Raw genomic sequence first — 17,368 nt, forward strand, 5'->3', positions numbered from 1 at the left:
TTCCTTCGTACTCACCCCAGCCATTCGGCTCAGGCTTTCCTCCGGGCGCTTCCCTTCGGTGTTTCAAACTCTACCAGGTCTTTTTCCGCTCCCCGACCCGCATCTCGCAGACATGCGAAAGGGAATCCGAAGAAAGGGAATCGAACTCTCATAGAGACTGCCCTGACACAAGCGCCTGAAGAGGCGGTCGGCTGCGGGCAGGAGTACGACTGTACAGGGGGCTTGACAGCAGGCGCAAATCAGCAGTGCACCGGCCTCCAGCTTCGCCAACCGGGAGCTCTCATGCGGAACCCGGACTTTTCATGACTTACCCTGCTGAACAGTGCGCCGTTCCTGGACAGACAGTGACGGCCCGGTGATTCCCAGCCTGGGAGGCTTGCCCATGACCAGCGTGACAGCCCCTGTGTCCGGCCGTGCCATCGGACTGACCGAGGTGCCGGACCCCGTCTTCTCCGGCGCGATGGTGGGGCCGGGGACGGCGATCGATCCCGACCGTGTCCCCGCCGAGGCGGTGTCCCCCGTCTCCGGTGTCGTCGTCTCCCTGCATCCGCACGCGTTCGTGGTGGTCGACGGCGACGGGCACGGTGTGCTCACCCATCTCGGTATCGACACCGTGCAGCTCAACGGTCAGGGTTTCGAGCTGCTGGTGAACAAGGGGGACACCGTGCAGCGCGGGCAGGCCGTGATCCGCTGGGACCCCGTAGCGGTCGAGGCCGCCGGGAAATCACCGATCTGTCCGGTGGTGGCGCTGGAGGCGACGGTGGACTCGCTGTCGGACATCACGGAGAGCGGGGACGTCAAGGTGGGCGACGTGCTCTTCGACTGGCAGTAGCACAGGGTGCCGTCAGGCCGACGGCAGGCAATCATCCCGGCGGGAGGGCCCGCCGCACCTATCGGAGACGGTGAGATGGAGACAACGCTGCGAGGCGTCGGCGTGAGCCACGGTGTGGCGATCGGCGAGGTACGGCACATGGGGACGGCGGTCCTCGAACCGCCCGCGAAGCAGATCCCCGCCGAGGAGGCGGAGCGCGAGCAGGGGCGGGCCCGTCAGGCCGTGGAAGCGGTGGCCGCCGATCTGATCGCACGCGGCAACCTCGCCGGCGGGGAGGCCCAGGCGGTGCTCGAAGCACAGGCCCTCATGGCGCAGGACCCGGAGCTGATCGCCGATGTGGAACGGCGGATCGTGGTCGGCAGCAGCGCCGAACGCGCGGTGTACGACGCGTTCGCCTCGTACCGCGCGCTGCTCGCCGGGGCCGGTGAGTATCTGGCCGGGCGGGTCGCGGACCTGGACGATGTGCGCAACCGTATCGTCGCGCGGCTGCTGGGGGTGCCGATGCCGGGCGTGCCGGACAGCGACGAGCCGTATGTGCTCATCGCGCGGGATCTCGCACCGGCGGACACCGCCCTGCTCGATCCGTCCCTGGTGCTCGGCTTCGTGACCGAGGAGGGCGGGCCGACCAGCCACAGCGCGATCCTGGCACGGGCGCTCGGGGTCCCCGCCGTGGTGGCGCTGCCCGGGGCGGGCGAGATCACCGAGGGCACCGTGGTCGCGGTGGACGGCAGCACGGGTGAGGTCTTCGTGGACCCCAGTGCCGAGAAGCGGGCCGTGATGGAGGCCACGGCGGCCGAGCGGCGGGCGGCGCTGTCGGCCTCCACCGGTCCGGGGGCCACGTCCGACGGTCACAAGGTGCCGCTGCTGGCCAATATCGGGGGTCCGGCGGATGTCCCGGCCGCGGTCGAGGCCGGTGCGGAAGGGGTGGGGCTGTTCCGTACGGAGTTCCTGTTCCTCGACGACAGCGCCGAGGCGCCGTCGCAGGAGAAGCAGATCGTGGCGTACCGGCAGGTGCTGGAGGCGTTTCCGGAGGGCCGGGTCGTCGTCCGGGTGCTGGACGCGGGGGCCGACAAGCCGCTGGCCTTCCTGACGCCGGCCGATGAGCCGAACCCCGCGCTGGGTGTGCGGGGGCTGCGGTCCTTGCTGGAGCATCCGGAGGTGCTGCGGACCCAGCTGACCGCGCTGGCGAAGGCCGCGGAGGGGCTTCCGGTGTATCTGGAGGTGATGGCGCCGATGGTGGCGGACCGCGTCGATGCCAAGGCGTTCGCGGACGCGTGCCGTGCGGCGGGGCTGCGGGCGAAGTTCGGGGCGATGGTGGAGATCCCGTCGGCGGCCCTGCGGGCGCGTTCGATCCTTCAGGAGGTGGAGTTCCTTTCGCTGGGGACGAACGATCTGGCGCAGTACACCTTCGCGGCGGACCGCCAGGTGGGGGCGGTGGCCCGGTTGCAGGACCCCTGGCAGCCCGCGTTGCTCGACCTGGTCGCGCTGTCGGCCGAGGGGGCGAAGGCGGAGGGCAAGAGTTGCGGGGTGTGCGGTGAGGCGGCGTCCGATCCGTTGCTGGCGTGTGTGCTGACGGGGCTGGGGGTCACGTCCTTGTCGATGGGTGCGGCGTCGATCCCGTATGTGCGGGCGGCGCTGGCCACGTACACGCTGGCGCAGTGCGAGCGCGCGGCGTCGGCGGCCCGTGCCGCGGACACGGCCGAGGACGCGCGGAGCGCCGCGCGGGCGGTGTTGTCCGGCGAGTAGTCGTGCGGGAGCCGGGCCCGGGGCGCTCCGCCGCGGCGGGGCGCCCCTTGGGCTGTCGTGCCTTGTCGGGGCGACGGCCCGGCCGGTCAGTGGTGGTGTTCGTCGGTGCCGGGGGCGATTCCGTCGATGTCGGGCGGGGCGCAGTAGTCGACGCCCGACTCGGGTGAGACGAGTTCGCCGGTGAGGGCGTCGGTGCAGTAGGCGTCGAAGACCTCGGCCGCGGTGAGGGGTGCGAGGCCGTCACCGCTGAGGCGCCAGCCGTGCACCCGGTCGTCCTGGTCGAGGGTGGTGGTGCGCATGACGAGGCCGCCGGGGCTGCCGGCCGCGAGCCCGGCGGCGAGGACCGTGGCGAGTTCGACGGCCTCGGTCTCGTCGATCTCGGTGATGCCGGTTTCGTCGCTGTGGGCGGTGAGGGTGCCGAGGAGGGGTTCGGCGGGGGTGTCGACGCTGCACACCAGGTGGTGGGAGCCGGGGCGGGCGGCGCGCAGGATGCGCAGTAGCAGGTCGGACGCGCGGACGAAGGAGGCCCGGCCGATGTCCTCGCCGCAGGAGGCGCACTCCCCCGCCCGGGCGAGCACATGGGTGGCGTACTCCCAGGTGGCCTGGCGGGCGGCCTCGTCGACGAGGTCGGGGAGCAGTTCGGCGAGGGGCTGTCCCTCGTAGGGGACGGTGGGGCCGGTGGCGGCGAGTTCGGCGGTGAAGCGGGTGCGGGAGGCGCGGGCGTCGGGTTCGATCCCGTGGCGGGTGCAGTAGGCGGCGTACTGGTCGGGGTCGAAGAGGGTGAGGGTGGTGTGCCGGCCCTGGTCGGTGCGGGTGCGCAGGACGGCTTCGATCTGGTCGAGGTAGGTGTCGTGGTCGTCGAAGGTGAAGGTGCGGTAGCGGCGCATGGCCGTGAAGTCCGCTTCGTCGGCGAGCAGGCCGATGGTGCCCGCGATCTCGTGGTGGAGCTGGTCGCGGACGGTCCGGTGGTGCTGGGTGTGCGTCATCGTTCCCCCTGGTGCACAGTCATCGATGCTCACTCACCGTAACCGGGGGCACTGACAACGGGGCCCGGGGACGGGCGCCGGGGGGTGCGGTCGGCGGGGCGGCCGGAGCTCCGGGCCGGGTGGTCCGGAGCTCCCGGGCCGGTGGGGTCAGGTCCGTCGGCGGGCGAGGTCGACGTAGAACTGGAGGAGTTCGATCCGGTCGACGGAGCCGGGGTTGACCGCTTTGTCGAGCGGGGTGCCCTGGAGGAGTCGTTTGACGGGGACCTCCAGTCGTTTGCCGGTCAGGGTGTGGGGCACGGCGGGTACGTCGATGATCTCGTCGGGGACATGGCGGGGTGAGAGGTTCTCGCGGATGGTCCGCCGGATGCGGGTGCGCAGCTCGTCGTCGAGGGTGGCGCCGGGGGCGAGGTGGACGAAGAGGGGCATCCAGTACCCGCCGTCGGGCTGTTCGACGCCGAGGACGAGGGATTCGCGGATCTCGGGGAGGCGTTCGACGGCCTCGTAGATGTCGGCGGAGCCCATCCGGACGCCCTGGCGGTTCAGGGTGGAGTCGGAGCGGCCGTGGATGACGACGGAGCCGTGGGAGGTGACGGTGATCCAGTCGCCGTGCCGCCAGATCCCCGGGTAGGTGTCGAAGTAGCTGTCGTGGTAGCGGTGGCCGTCGGGGTCGTTCCAGAAGCGGGTGGGCATGGAGGGCATGGGCTGGGTGACGACGAGTTCGCCGACCTCGCCGGTGAGGGGTGCGCCCTGGGGGTCCCAGGCCTGGAGGTCGGTGCCGAGGCAGGCGGCCTGGAGTTCCCCGATGTGGACCGGCAGGGTGCGGACGGCGCCGGCGAAGCAGGAGCAGACGTCCGTGCCGCCGCTCACGGAGGCGATCCACAGGCCGCCGGGGCGGTCGGTGAACTGGTCGCGCAGCCAGCGGAATCCGTCGGGGGGCAGGGGGGAGCCGGTGGTGGCGACGCAGTGGACCCGGCTGAGGTCGAAGTCGCGGGCGGGGTGGATGTCCGCCTTGTGGCAGGCCATGACGTAGGCGGCGGAGGTGCCGAAGAGGGTGGCTCCGGTGCGTTCGGCCACCCGCCACTGGGCGCCGGTGTCGGGGTACCCGGGGCTGCCGTCGTAGAGGACGATCGTGGTGCCGGTGAGCAGGCCGGAGACGAGGAAGTTCCACATCATCCAGCCGGTGGACGTGTACCAGAAGAAGCGGTCCTCGGGGCCCAGGTCGCAGTGGAGCGCGAGCTGTTTGCAGTGTTCCAGGAGGATGCCGCCCTGGGGCTGGACGATCGCCTTGGGCAGTCCTGTGGTGCCGGAGGAGTAGAGCACCCACAGGGGGTGGCCGAAGGGGACCTGCTCGAAGACCGGCTCGGTGTCGCCGGCGGTGAGCGCGGACCATTCCAGGGTGCCCTCGGGGGCGGGGGTGCCGAGGAGGGGGACGTGGACCACGGCGCGCACGGTGGGCAGGGCGGCGCGGAGTTCGGCGACGGTGCCGGTGCGGTCGTGCTCCTTGCCTCCGTAGCGGTAGCCGTCGACGGTGAACAGGACGACGGGTTCGACCTGCTGGAAGCGGTCGAGGACGCCGCGTGCGCCGAAGTCCGGGGCGCAGGAGGTCCAGACGGCGCCGACGGCGGCGGTGGCGAGGAAGGCGACGACGGCCTCGGGGATGTTGGGCAGGTAGCCGCTGACGCGGTCGCCGGGGCGGACGCCGAGGTCACGGAGCGCGGCGGCGAGGGAGCCGACCTGGCGGCGCAGTTCGGCCCAGGTGACGGGGGTGGGGTCGTGGGTCTCGTCGACGTGGAGCAGTGCCGGTTCGCCGGGTCGGTCGGCGGCGGCGCGCAGGGCGTGTTCGGCGTAGTTGAGGGTGGCGCCGGGGAACCATTCGGCGCCGGGCATGTGGCGGTCGCCGAGCACGCGCGCGTAGGGCGTCGAGAAGCGGATGTCGAACCACTCGGCGACGGCCTGCCAGAACGTGTCGAGTTCGTCGACGGACCACTGGTGCAGGGCCGGGTAGCCGCCGTCCCGTGGGGCGCCGTGGTGTTCGGCGGCCCAGGTCTGGAAGCGGGTCACGCGCGCGTGGTCGATGGTGTGCTGGTCGGGTCGCCAGAGCGGCTCGGGGTTCGCTGAGGACATGGAGGGTGCTCCCCTGGTGGGTGCGTCGTGGGCGTCTTCGACGCACGGGGGGGGTGCTGCGCGCGTCGGCGGCTGAGGGGGACGATGCCATGTGATCGACTCCGGCACCAGGGTCGTGCGGTCGGGTGTGGCCGGGTCGTGGGGAACTGCCGGTGCCGGGGGTGAACGACAGTTGAACGCGGCGCGTGGCCCGGGGCGGCGGTGGCAGGCTGATCGGTATGGATGGTCGTGACCTGTGGCGTTCGGTGAAGACGGTCGGTTCGGTGGGTCCGGCGCGGGGGTTGCGGGCGCTGCGGGCGGCGCTGCGCAGGCAGCGGACGGACGCGGTGGGGCTGACGGTCCGGGGGGCCGAGCGGGCCCGGGTGCCGGGTGGGGTGACGGGGGTCGAGTCGGGGCCGGGCGGTGGGGTGATCCGGTTCGCGCGGTCGGATCTGCGCATCCTGGTGACGACGACGGGGGCGGTGTTCTGGGGGTGGGACGGGGTGGGGCCGCAGCCGTCGTACGCGCTGTCGGGGGCGGCTCCGGAGGCCGATCCCCGGGCGATGCTGGAGCCGGACAAGGACGGTGGCTGGCGGGTCGTGTCGGAGCGGGTCACGCTCGCGGTGTCGCGGAGCGGCGCGGTCGAGGTGCGTACCCCGGGCGGGGTGGTGCTGCGGCGGGATCTGCCGCCGCGCTGGTGGGAGCCGGTGGCGGGTGAGGGCGGGGCGCGGTGGGTGCAGCGGTCGGAGGTGGCCGCGGACGCGCGGTTCTTCGGGCTCGGGGGGCGGGCCGGCGGGCCGCGGCTGAGGGGTGGTGTGTACCGGCTGTGGAACAGCGATCCGGGGGGTTCGTCCGGTCCGGGTGGCGATCCGCCGCATCTGACGATGCCGGTGCAGTGGGTGGTGGCCGACGCGGGTACCCATCTCGTCTTCCATGACACGACATGGGACGGGACCGTGCGTCTGCGGGAGGGCGAGGAGGGCGCGGGGTCGGGGCACGACCGGGCGGGGGCGTCGGAGCTGCGGGCCGACGGGGGGCCGCTGCGGTGCTGGGTGGTGGTGGGGTCCCCCGCGCGCGTGCTGCACGCGTGGGTGTCGTTGACGGGTGCTCCGGCGGTGCCTCCGTCGTGGGCGCTGGGGCATCATCACGCGACTCCGGGGTCCGGCGGCGCCGAGGAGGTGCGGCGGGTGGTGGCGGGGTACCGGAGCCGGGGGCTTCCGCTGGACGCGGTGCATCTCGGCGTCGACCATCTGGACGGGCGTCGGGTCTTCACGGTGGACGAGGCGCGGTTCCCCGATGTGGAGGGGCTGGCGCGGGATCTGGCGGACGACGGGGTGCGGCTGGTGTCGATCGTCGATCCGGCGGTGAAGGCGGAGCCCGGGAACGCGGTCCATGAGTCGGGGCGGGCGGCGGACGTGTTCGTGCGGGACGGTGCGGGGCGTGCGGTGACGGGCACGGGGTGGGCGGGCGAGTCGGTGTACCCGGACTTCACGGACGCGCGGGTGCGCGCGTGGTGGGGCGGGTGGTATGGGGAACGGCCGGCCCGGGGGTTCGCGGGGTTCTGGCACGACAGGAACGAGCCGGTCGCGTTCGTGGCGTTCGGGGAGGCGACGCTGCCGCGTTCGGCGCGGCACGCGCTGGAGGGCCGTGGCGGTGACCACCGGGAGGCCCACAACGTGTACGCGTTGGGCATGGCGCGGGCGGGGTACGAGGGGCTGCTGCGGTCGCGGCCGGGCGAGCGGCCGTTCCTGTTCTCGCGGTCGGGGTGGGCGGGGCTCCAGCGCTACGGGGGGACCTGGTCGGGGGATGTGGCGACGGGGTGGGCGGGGCTGCGGGCGTCCCTGTCGCTGGTGATCGGGACGGGGTTGTGCGGGGTGCCGTACTCGGGTCCCGATGTGGGCGGGTCGACGGGTGATCCGTCGCCGGAGCTGTATCTGCGGTGGCTCCAGCTGGGTGCGTACATGCCGTTGTTCCGGACGCGTTCGGCGTCGTGGGCGGGCCGCCGGGAGCCGTGGGAGTTCGGGCCCCAGGTGCTGGAGCACGCGCGGGAGGCGTTGCTGGAGCGGCGGCGGCTGTCGCCGTACTTCGTGACGCTGGCGCGGCTGGCGTCACGTACGGGGGCGCCCTATGTGCGTCCCTTGTGGTGGGGTGCTCCGGAGGACCGGGCGGCGCGGGAGTGCGAGGACGCGTTCCTGCTGGGTGACGCGTTGCTGGTGGCGCCGGTGCTGGAGCCGGGTGCCGACCGGCGGGCGGTGCGGCTGCCGAAGGGGCTCTGGTACGACGCGGTCACCGGTGCGGGGTTCTCGGGGCCGGGGCAGGCCCTGGTGGACGCGCCGTTGTCCCGGGTGCCGGTGCTGGTGCGTGCGGGGGCCGTGCTGCCGGTCCGGGGCGCGGACGGGGGGTTGGAGCTGGAGGTGTGGCCTCCCGCGCGCGGGCGCGCTGGAGGGGGGCTCGTGGTGGCCGACCCGGGTGACGGCTGGGACGTGCCGGAGGTGCAGCGGTTCACCACCCGGGTGCGGGACAGCCGGGTGGTGGTGGAGCGGGAGGGCGGTGGGCCGGTGGGGTACCCGGTGCGGCTGCGTGAGGTGTGACGCGGGGCCGGGGCGGGTCGCCGTGCCGGTGGCCCGGACGCCGTCGTCCGGGCCGGTGGGTGCGGCCGGGGGTCAGTGGTAGCGGCCCTCGAACCAGGCGTGGACGGCCAGGGTGTGCAGGGGGAAGGCCATCTCCTGGGGGCGGCGCAGGAGTTCCCAGCCCTCCGTCTCGTCGGTGGCGGTCGAGGGGGGCAGCTCGGCCACGGGGCGGTCCGGAAGGGCACCGAGGAGGAGCAGGTATCCGTCGGCCGAGCTCAGGGCGTCGACGATCCGTACGTCACGGCTGGCGGCGTCGATGCCGGTCTCTTCCTTGAGCTCGCGGACGAGGGCGTTCCGCCAGTCCTCGTTGTGGTCGACGTGGCCGCCGGGCAGGGCGAGGCCACCGCGCGCGGGTGGCACGGTCCGGGTGATGACGATCAGGGCGGAGCCCGAGGCGTCGTAGACCGGCTGGAGGACGATCGCCACGGGCAGCGGGTTCCCGTAGGCGGTGCCGCCGCACGGGACGCAGGTTCGGGGCCAGCCGGTGTTTCCGGCGTCGTAGGGAGCTCCGCAGTGCGAACAGTGGGAGTTCCGTACGGGGTTGGTGGTCGGGGTTTGCGATTCGGGCACGCGCGGACTGTATCCGATCAGCGGATGGTCGGACCGCCATGATCGCCGGGTCCGGGCGGGGAAAGGGCGGTTACGTGCCTTTCGCGTCCGTTCCAAGGGGCGTCGCGGGGTGCGACGGGGCGGCGGGCCGGGGCCGGCAGGGGGCGGGGCCGCAGGGTGAGGGTGGCCGGAACCACCCCCGTCGGCCCCGGCCACCCTCACCGAATAGACCTGACGCAATTCACCCCTGTGCGGTTCTCCTGTTGCCCGGCCGTCTGCCCGGGGACGCTGTCGCGCAGGGGCCGCCGACGGTCGTGGCGTGGCGTGCCGCAGCCCGGCCGGGACGCCGTGCCGCGGGGGTTCACGTCCGGGCGTCCGCGGTGCCCGGTGCGGCCGTACGGGGCGCGCTGCGCCCCTCGTGGACGCCTGTGCGGCCCAAGGGGCGTTCAAGCCGGGAAGGGTGCCGTGACGCGCGTGGGCGGGCCCGGGGGGCCGTGCGCGGGCGTGGGGGATCAGGTGGCCGTGGCGGCCGCCCGCCGGGAGGCCGCGAGCTTCATCGCGTGCTCGACCACGTCGATGAGGACGTCCTTCACGGATTCACGGTCCCGCGCGTCGCACAGGACGACCGGGACGGCGCTGTCGAGGTCGAGCGCCTGGCGTACCGAGTCGGCGGGGTAACGGGCCGCGCCCTCGAAACAGTTGACGCCGACCACGAAGGGTATGTGCCGTCGTTCGAAGTAGTCGACGGCCGCGAAGCAGTCCTCCAGGCGGCGGGTGTCGGCGAGGACGACGGCGCCCAGTGCCCCGGTGGCCAACTCGTCCCACAGGAACCAGAACCGGTCCTGTCCGGGGGTGCCGAACAGATACAGCACCAGGTCCTCGCGGACGGTGATGCGGCCGAAGTCCATCGCCACGGTGGTGGTGGTCTTGCCCTCGACGCCACTGATGTCGTCGATCGGACGACCCGCCTCGCTCAGGGTCTCCTCGGTGCGCAGTGGCTTGATCTCGCTGACCGCGCCGACCAGGGTCGTCTTGCCCACACCGAAGCCGCCCGCCACGAGGATCTTGAGCGTGACGGGTTCTATGGGGGCCTTGCCGCGCTCAGTACGCCCCAGGATCATCGCTTTCTTCTCCTGCCTCGGTGGAATTGAGCGTCGGTGGACCATACCCGCCGCCGCCCGGTGTCTCGACGACGAGTACGTCGCCTGGGCCGACCGTCACCGAATCGCTGCCGTCGAGCGGCTGCACGGTGCCGTCGGCCCGTTCGACGCGGGAGGTGCCGAGCGCGCCCGGCGCGCCGCCCGCGAGGCCGTAGGGCGCGATCCTGCGGTGCTGCGCCAGGAGGGACACGGTCATGGGCTCCAGGAACCTGATGCGCCGCAGCGCGCCGTCACCGCCGTGCCAGCGGCCCGCTCCCCCGCTGCCGTGCCGGACGGAGAACTCCTCCAGGAGGACGGGCAGCCGCCACTCCAGGACCTCGGGGTCGGTGAGCCGTGAGTTGGTCATATGGGTCTGCACGACGGACGCGCCGTGGAAGCCGTCCCCCGCGCCGGAGCCCGAGGCCACCGTCTCGTAGTACTGGTGGCGGTCGTTGCCGAACGTCACGTTGTTCATGGTGCCGGAGCCCTCCGCCTGGACGCCGAGTGCCGCGTACAGGGCGCCGGTGATGGCCTGTGAGGTCTCGACGTTGCCCGCGACGACCGCGGCGGGCGGTCGTGGGGCGAGGAGACTGCCGGGTGGGACGACGATGCGCAGCGGGCGCAGACAGCCGTCGTTCAGCGGGATGTCGTCGGCGACGAGGGTGCGGAACACGTACAGGACCGCGGCGTTGACGACCGCGTAGGGGGCGTTGAAGTTGGTGGCGAGCTGGGGTGAGGTGCCGGTGAAGTCGACCGTCGCGGAGCGGTCCGCGCGGTCGACGGTGACCCGTACGTGGATGACGGCGCCGGAGTCGGTCTCGTAGCCGTACTCGCCGTCGTCCAGGGCGTCGATGACACGGCGTACGGATTCCTCGGCGTTGTCCTGGACGTGTCGCATGTACGCCTGGACGACATCGATGCCGAAGTCGTCGATCATGCGCCGGACCTCGTCGACGCCCTTCTGGTTGGCGGCGATCTGGGCGCGCAGGTCGGCCAGGTTGGTGCGCGGGTCACGTGAGGGGTGGGGGGCCTCGGTGAGCAGGCGCAGGGTCTCGTCCTCGCGGAGGCGTCCGTCCTCGGTGAGGAGCCAGTTGTCGAGGAGGACGCCTTCCTCGTCGAGGGTGCGGCTGTCGGCGGGCATCGAGCCGGGGGCGATGCCGCCGATCTCGGCGTGGTGGCCGCGTGAGGCGACGTGGAAGAGGAGGTGTTCCCCCGCCGGGTCGAACACGGGGGTGATGACGGTGACGTCGGGCAGGTGGGTGCCCCCGTGGTAGGGGTCGTTCACCGCGTAGGTGTCGCCGGGGCGCATGGTGGTGCCGCGTCTGCCGATGACCTCCTGGACGCTGGTGCCCATCGAGCCGAGGTGCACGGGGATGTGCGGGGCGTTGGCGACGAGGTTGCCCTCGGGGTCGAACAGCGCGCAGGAGAAGTCCAGGCGTTCCTTGATGTTGACGGACTGGGCGGTGGACTCCAGCCGGGCGCCCATCTGTTCGGCGATGGACATGAACAGGTTGTTGAAGAGTTCGAGGAGCACCGGGTCGGCCTCGGTCCCCGGCCGGGAACTCCCGGGCGGGACGGCCCGTTCCAGGATCAGATGGCCCAGGGGGTGCGGGGTCGCCCGCCAGCCGTCGTCGACGACGGTGGTCGCGCCGTCCTCGGTGATGACCGCCGGTCCGGTGACGGTGCGGCCGGGCGGCAGCTGCGCACGGCGCAGCAGGGGTACGTCGTGCCAGGTGCCGCCGGTGTGCAGGGCCGCGGTGTGCGGGGGGCCGGGTGCGGTGGGGTGCTCGGTGAGGGTGGACAGATCGGGGGGTTCGGTGAGGCCGGTGGCTTCCACGGAGAGGGATTCGACGACGACGGGGCGGTCGAGGGCGAAGGAGTACATGTCGCGATGGCGGTCCTCGAACGCCTCGGCCATCGGGCCGGGTCCGGTGAGATCGACGGTGAGGGCGGTGTCCGTGCCGTCATAGCGGAGCTGGGCGCGCCGGGTGACCCGGACGCGGTCGTCGGGTACTCCCTCGGCGCGCAGCTGGCCGCGGGCTGCCTGTTCCAGTTCGTCGGCGGTCGCGAGGACGCGGGGCATGGCGCGGGGTCCGAGTTCCGTCTCGACGGAGCGTTCGCGCATGGCGGTGGTGTCCGCGAGCCCGATGCCCAGGGCGGAGAGCACTCCGGCCAGGGGTGGGACGAGCACCGTGCGGATGCCCAGCGAGTCCGCGACCATGCAGGCGTGCTGGCCGCCGGCTCCGCCGAAGGTCGTCAGGGCGTAGCGGGTGACGTCGTGGCCCTTCTGCACGGAGATGCGTTTGACGGCGCCCGCGATATTGGCGACGGCGATCCTGAGGTAGCCCTCGGCGACCTGTTCGGGGGTGCGGTCGTCGCCGGTGCGGCGGGTGATGTCGGCGGCTAGCGCGGTGAAGCGGTCGCGGACGAGGGCCGCGTCGAGGGGCTGGTCGCGGCCGGGGCCGAAGACGTGCGGGAAGTGCGCGGTCTGGATGCGGCCGAGGGCGACATTGGCGTCGGTGACGGTGAGCGGTCCCCCGGCGCGGTAGCAGGCGGGGCCGGGCACGGCTCCGGCGGAGTCGGGGCCCACCCGGTAGCGGCTGCCGTCGAAGCGCAGTACGGAGCCGCCGCCCGCGGCGACGGTGTGGATGTCGAGCATCGGCGCCCGCAGCCGGACCCCGGCGACGGTGGTCGTGAAGACGCGTTCGTAGGCGCCCGCGTAGTGGGAGACATCGGTGGAGGTGCCGCCCATGTCGAAGCCGATGACCCGGTCGTAGCCCGCGAGCTGCGACATCCGGGCCATCCCGACGATGCCGCCGGCCGGTCCGGACAGTACGGCGTCCTTGCCGCGGAACTGTCCGGCGTCGGTGAGTCCGCCGTTGGACTGCATGAACATCAGCCGCGGGCCGCCGGGGGCGTCCGGATCGCCGGTCGCGTCGAGGTCGTGCGCCAGCCCCCGTACATAGCGGCGCAGCACGGGCGAGAGATAGGCGTCGGCGACCGCGGTGTCCCCGCGCGGGACGAGCTTCATCAGTGGGCTGACCTCGCTGGACAGTGAGATCTGCGGGAAGCCGATCCGGGCGGCCAGTTCGCCCACCCGCTGTTCGTGGGCGGGGTGCTGGTGGCTGTGCGCGCAGACGACGGCGAGCGCGCGGATGCCGTCGGCGTGGGCGGCGCGCAGGGGGCCTTCGAGGGCGTCGAGGTCGGGCGGGCGCAGGACCTCGCCCTGGGCGGTGACGCGTTCGTCGACCTCGATGACCCGTTCGTACAGCGGTGGCGGCAGGACGATCTCACGGTCGAAGATCCGCGGCCGGTTCTGGTAGGCGATGCGCAGGGCGTCGTGGAAGCCCCGGGTGATGACCAGGGCGGTGCGTTCCCCGGTGCGTTCGAGGAGGGCGTTGGTGGCGACGGTGGTGCCCATGCGGACGGATTCGACGGCGGCGTCGGCGTCGGAGGGGTGGTCGCGCAGGATGCGGCGGATGCCCTCGACGGCTGCGTCGGCGCCGGGGGCGGCGGGCGCCGCGGCGGCCGACGGTGGGTCGTCGGTGGCCGGGGCGGGGTCCTGGGCCGCTTCGGGGTGGGCGGACAGAAGTTTGCGGGTGAGGAGGCGGCCGTCGGGGCGACGCGCGACGATATCGGTGAAGGTGCCACCGCGGTCGACCCAGAACTGCCAGCCCGTCATGTCGTTCTCCCCGCTGCCGCGCTGTTCAGAGCGCCCGGAGGCCGTTGATCACGTCGCGCAGAATACTCTCGTCCGGCAGTTCGGCGGGCGGTACGGGACGGGTCACATGGACGAGTTCGTCGTCGACGAGGTCCCCGATGAGGACGCGTACCACGCCGATCGGGAGGTCGAGTTCCGCCGCGAGTTCGGCGACGGACTGGGGCGTGTCGCGGCACAGCTCGACGATGTCGACATGTTCCGGGGAGAGGGTCTGGTCGGCCTCCGGGTCGGCGGTGTGAGGTTCGGTGACGACCACCGCGATGAGATCGAGGCGGTGCTGTGCGGCGCTGGTGGTACGGCCCCGGGTCATGGCGTACGGGCGTACCACGGGGCCGGCGTCGTCGTCGAACCAGTGGGGGGGTCCCTGACCGTCTGGTCTCATGTCATCCCACTACCCTCCCGCGGGCAGACCGGTGCGCGGAGCGGCCCCCAGATGCACGCCGACCCGCTTGACGAGCAGGGTCATCTCGTAGGCGACCTGTCCCACGTCGGAGTCCGCGTCGGACAGCACGGCGAGACAGCTGCCGTCCCCGGCGGCGGTGACGAAGAGGAACGCGTCGTCGAGTTCCACCACGGTCTGGCGGACGCTGCCCGCGTCGAAGTGGCGTCCCACACCCTTGGCGAGGCTGTGGAAGCCGGACGCGACGGCGGCCAGGTGTTCGCTGTCCTCCCGGGTGAGGCCCTGCGAGACCCCGGTGGGCAGGCCGTCGCCGGACAGGACGAGTGCCTTGCGGATGCTGGCGACGCGTTCGACGAGTTCGTCGAGCAGCCAGTTCAGATCGTTGTTCCCCCCGGGGCTGTCGAGCCCGTCGGCCTTCGGTGCGGTCATCGACCGTCCCCCTCAGATGTCGTTCCCTGTGCTGTGCCGTCCGGGGCGGTGTCGCCCTCGGCGTTCTCCTCACGGCCGCGTGCCCACCCGCGCTGGAGCGAGGCCATACGGCTGCGTACTTCGTCGGCGTCCCGCTCCTCGGCGGGACGGACCGGCCCGCCGCCGCCTCGGCGGGTGGGGGCCTTCTTGAGCTGGGGGGCGAGATTGGCCTGGCGGACCCGGCGGGGCAGTGCTCCGTCGGCGGGTTCGGCCGGGCCGTCACCGGCGCGGGGGACCCGTTCGCCGGTGACCCGGTCGAGCCGGGCCAGGCCGGGTGCGCCGCGGTCGGGTGCGGCGCCGCGTGGGGAGGCGCTGGGGGGTGCGGCGTCACCGCCGCGCGCGGGGGTGCTCGTGGTGGCCTCCGGGAAACGGCGGCGGCGCGGCAGGACCGGCGCGGTGGTGGGGGTCTCGGGGGTGGGGCGGTCCGTGGCGGGGTCGGGTACCCGGTGCTCGGGGTCCACGACGGGCCGGCCGTGGGAGCTCACGAGTTTGGGGGTGTGCCGACGGGGCAGCGGGACCGCGCCACCGAGGCGTTCGTCGTCGGAGCCCCGCGTGGCGCCGTCGGGGTCCTCGGCGGGCTGCTGTTCGTCCGGGAGCGCGGTGACGGTGCGGCGCGGTCCGAGCAGCGCGTGTTCGCGTTCGGTGTCCCTGCGGCGGGCGGGGAACATCTCGATGTCGTCCGCGGAGCCGACGGGTGCTTCCAGTTCGACGGGGACGTCGAGCAGGGAGGGGGGCAGTCCGGGGAGCTTCGCGGCGGACCTCCCGAGCGCGGGGCGGCTCCCCGCCTCGGCGAGGGACCGTCCGGTGCGCAGACCCGCGTCCTCGGCGTCGGCGGCGGTGATGCCGCCGGCGTCGGTGAGCAGGGTCTCGGGCAGGAACACGACGGCGGTCGTGCCTCCGTACGGCGACGGCTGGAGCGAGACGCGGACGTTCTGGCGCTGGGCGAGACGGCTCACCACGAAGAGGCCGAGCCGGTCGGTGTCGGAGAGTTCGAACTCGGGGGTCTCGGAGAGCCGGAGGTTCGCGTCGAGGAGCGCGTCGCTCGCCATGCCGAGGCCCCGGTCGTGGATCTCCAGGGTGAAGCCGTTGGCGACATAGTCGCCGTGGACCTGGACCGCGGTGTGCGGCGGTGAGTAGAGGGTCGCGTTCTCCAGGAGTTCCGCGACGAGATGGGTGAGGTCGGCGACGGCGGGACCGGTCACGGCGATCCTCGGCAGCCGGCGGACCTCGATGCGCTCGTAGTCCTCGACCTCGCCGACGGACGCGCGGACGACGTCCATGAGCTGGACGGGCTTGCGCCACTGCCGGGACGGGGCGGCGCCGGAGAGGATGACGAGGCCCTCGGCGTGGCGGCGCATCCGGGTGGTGAGGTGGTCGAGGCGGAAGAGGTCCGCCAGTTCGTCGGTGTCCTCGGTGCGGCGTTCCATCGTGTCGAGGAGAGTGAGCTGCTTGTGCAGCAGGACCTGGCTGCGGCGGGCGAGGTTCACGAAGACGTCGGAGACACCGTGCCGCAATTCGGCCTGTTTGACGGTGGCTTCGACGGCGGCGCGCTGAAGGGTGTTCAGGGCGAGTCCGACCTGGCCTATCTCGTCCTTGCCGAACTCCAGCCGGGGTGCTTCCGTCTCGACGTCGACCTGTTCGCCGGCCGCGAGGCGCCGCATGACGCCGGGCAGCCGCACGCCGGACGCCTCATGGGCGTCCAGGCGCAGGGTGCGCAGGTCGCGGATGAGACCGCGGCCCACCCGTACGGAGAGGAAGACGGAGAACAGCAGGGCGATGAGGCCGAGGATGCCGGCGATGACCGCGCGGGCGATGACCCCGACGGCGATGGGGTGGACGCGGTCCTGGTAGCGGTCGTTGGCGGCGGCGTTGCGGGTGGCCAGCTCGTCGAGGACGGCATCGGTGGCGCGGTTCCAGCTCGCCGCGGTGAACATGCTCGCCGCGCCCGGGGACGCGGCGGAGACGGACTCCTCGGCGACCCGCAGCGGGGTGGCGTCGGCGCTGCGCCAGAAGCGCTCGTAGCGGACGCGTTCCGCCTCGGGCAGCAGGGTCAGGTTCACCTCGTAGAGGAGGGTCCGCTGCGCCACGAGGTCGGAGATGTCACGGATCTCGTGCCGGGTCAGGCGTCGGGCGGCGAGGGCCGAGCCGAGCAGGGCGTCCTCACGGGAGAGCAGTTCACGGGCGCGGGCGAGACCGACGAGGGCGCGGCCCTGCTTGTCCATCTCGGGGTCGTCGAGACCGTGGACGGTCATCAGCAGGGCGTAGCTCGGGTCGATCAGCCGGTTGTAGAGGTCGAGCGCGGTGCTGCGGCTGACGGTTCCCTCCTCGACCGCGTGGCGCAGCGATTCGAGGCCGTCGAGCGCGTCGAGGAGTGCGCTGAGCCGGCCGCGGGACTCGGTGTCCAGGTCCTCGGCGACACCGGAGTCGGTCGCGTTGCCGCGGATCTTCGCCACGAGCTTGTCGGTACGTCCGCGCAACAGCCGCAGGTCGGACAGGGCTTCGGAGGCCCGGGGGTCGGCGAGGTAGGTCAGGGACTGGCGCCGTTCCTCCTGCACCGCCTGGACCATGTCCTCGATGGGGTAGCCGATCTTGTCGACCACCTCGGCGACCGTGAGCAGACGGACCGCCTCACGGCTGGTGATGATCGTGGAGAAGCTCCACAGGGCGGTCAGGGAGACAAGCGGCACGAGCAACAATGCCACGATCTTCCGACGGATCGACTTCCCGCGAAAGCGCATGGCCTCCCCCACATCGAGCCCCCGCTCAGGGGGGATACACAGGTGCGTCAAGAAAC

At 72.7% G+C, this 17,368-nt stretch carries 11 protein-coding genes; 3 read left to right on the top strand and 8 right to left on the bottom strand.

What is annotated here, in order from left to right:
• The first annotated feature begins 382 nt into the window (after positions 1 to 382).
• Together AB852_RS22590 and ptsP are read left to right on the top strand one after the other, a co-directional pair.
• A complete protein-coding gene (locus tag AB852_RS22590; protein ID WP_073791752.1) occupies positions 383 to 832 on the top strand; it encodes a PTS sugar transporter subunit IIA in 450 nt (149 codons plus the stop codon).
• A 75-nt stretch (positions 833 to 907) separates the two neighbouring features.
• On the top strand, positions 908 to 2,578 hold the full coding sequence (gene ptsP / locus AB852_RS22595) for a phosphoenolpyruvate--protein phosphotransferase (RefSeq protein WP_073791754.1): 1,671 nt from the start codon (positions 908 to 910) through the stop codon (positions 2,576 to 2,578).
• An 86-nt stretch (positions 2,579 to 2,664) separates the two neighbouring features.
• Here ptsP and AB852_RS22600 read toward each other — a convergent pair whose 3' ends face one another.
• Both AB852_RS22600 and AB852_RS22605 read right to left on the bottom strand, forming a co-directional pair.
• On the bottom strand, positions 2,665 to 3,564 hold the full coding sequence (locus AB852_RS22600; protein WP_073791757.1) for a hypothetical protein: 900 nt from the start codon (positions 3,562 to 3,564) through the stop codon (positions 2,665 to 2,667).
• Positions 3,565 to 3,711: 147 nt separating this feature from the next.
• Positions 3,712 to 5,688 (bottom strand): acetoacetate--CoA ligase, encoded by a 1,977-nt coding sequence (locus tag AB852_RS22605; RefSeq protein WP_073791759.1) that lies wholly within the window; start codon positions 5,686 to 5,688, stop codon positions 3,712 to 3,714.
• Between the two features lie 218 nt (positions 5,689 to 5,906).
• Here AB852_RS22605 and AB852_RS22610 point away from each other — a divergent pair, with 218 nt between their 5' ends.
• Complete coding sequence (locus AB852_RS22610) at positions 5,907 to 8,258, top strand: glycoside hydrolase family 31 protein (protein ID WP_073792370.1); 2,352 nt, start codon at positions 5,907 to 5,909, stop codon at positions 8,256 to 8,258.
• Positions 8,259 to 8,330: 72 nt separating this feature from the next.
• Here AB852_RS22610 and AB852_RS22615 read toward each other — a convergent pair whose 3' ends face one another.
• The 6 genes from AB852_RS22615 to AB852_RS22640 form a co-directional block, all read right to left on the bottom strand.
• Positions 8,331 to 8,867 carry an NUDIX domain-containing protein gene (locus AB852_RS22615; protein ID WP_073791762.1) on the bottom strand — a complete coding sequence of 179 codons (537 nt, stop codon included), beginning with the start codon at positions 8,865 to 8,867 and terminating at the stop codon, positions 8,331 to 8,333.
• Between the two features lie 491 nt (positions 8,868 to 9,358).
• The gene (locus AB852_RS22620) at positions 9,359 to 9,967 is read right to left on the bottom strand and encodes a GTP-binding protein (RefSeq protein WP_073791764.1); all 609 of its coding nucleotides are present in this window, start codon (positions 9,965 to 9,967) and stop codon (positions 9,359 to 9,361) included.
• A complete protein-coding gene (locus AB852_RS22625; RefSeq protein ID WP_073791766.1) occupies positions 9,948 to 13,667 on the bottom strand; it encodes a hydantoinase B/oxoprolinase family protein in 3,720 nt (1,239 codons plus the stop codon). Before AB852_RS22625 ends, AB852_RS22620 begins: the two co-directional genes overlap by 20 nt.
• A 25-nt stretch (positions 13,668 to 13,692) precedes the next feature.
• A complete protein-coding gene (locus tag AB852_RS22630) occupies positions 13,693 to 14,088 on the bottom strand; it encodes a DUF742 domain-containing protein (protein WP_073791769.1) in 396 nt (131 codons plus the stop codon).
• A 9-nt stretch (positions 14,089 to 14,097) separates the two neighbouring features.
• Positions 14,098 to 14,535, bottom strand: a complete 438-nt coding sequence (locus AB852_RS22635; protein WP_073791771.1) for a roadblock/LC7 domain-containing protein — start codon at positions 14,533 to 14,535, stop codon at positions 14,098 to 14,100.
• A complete protein-coding gene (locus AB852_RS22640) occupies positions 14,532 to 17,312 on the bottom strand; it encodes a nitrate- and nitrite sensing domain-containing protein (RefSeq protein WP_073791773.1) in 2,781 nt (926 codons plus the stop codon). Before AB852_RS22640 ends, AB852_RS22635 begins: the two co-directional genes overlap by 4 nt.
• Positions 17,313 to 17,368: the final 56 nt, after the last annotated feature.

Origin of the sequence: Streptomyces uncialis (genome assembly GCF_001905345.1) — a bacterium.
Classification (GTDB): Bacteria; Actinomycetota; Actinomycetes; order Streptomycetales; family Streptomycetaceae; genus Streptomyces; species Streptomyces uncialis.

Excerpts from the sequence above, each read along its gene's own strand:
- AB852_RS22590 (WP_073791752.1), top strand. The coding sequence starts at position 383 with ATGACCAGCGTGACAGCCCCTGTGTCCGGCCGTGCCATCGGACTGACC.
- ptsP (WP_073791754.1), top strand. The coding sequence starts at position 908 with ATGGAGACAACGCTGCGAGGCGTCGGCGTGAGCCACGGTGTGGCGATC.
- AB852_RS22600 (WP_073791757.1), bottom strand. The coding sequence starts at position 3,564 with ATGACGCACACCCAGCACCACCGGACCGTCCGCGACCAGCTCCACCAC.
- AB852_RS22605 (WP_073791759.1), bottom strand. The coding sequence starts at position 5,688 with ATGTCCTCAGCGAACCCCGAGCCGCTCTGGCGACCCGACCAGCACACC.
- AB852_RS22610 (WP_073792370.1), top strand. The coding sequence starts at position 5,907 with ATGGATGGTCGTGACCTGTGGCGTTCGGTGAAGACGGTCGGTTCGGTG.
- AB852_RS22620 (WP_073791764.1), bottom strand. The coding sequence starts at position 9,967 with ATGATCCTGGGGCGTACTGAGCGCGGCAAGGCCCCCATAGAACCCGTC.
- AB852_RS22625 (WP_073791766.1), bottom strand. The coding sequence starts at position 13,667 with ATGACGGGCTGGCAGTTCTGGGTCGACCGCGGTGGCACCTTCACCGAT.
- AB852_RS22630 (WP_073791769.1), bottom strand. The coding sequence starts at position 14,088 with ATGAGACCAGACGGTCAGGGACCCCCCCACTGGTTCGACGACGACGCC.
- AB852_RS22635 (WP_073791771.1), bottom strand. The coding sequence starts at position 14,535 with ATGACCGCACCGAAGGCCGACGGGCTCGACAGCCCCGGGGGGAACAAC.
- AB852_RS22640 (WP_073791773.1), bottom strand. The coding sequence starts at position 17,312 with ATGCGCTTTCGCGGGAAGTCGATCCGTCGGAAGATCGTGGCATTGTTG.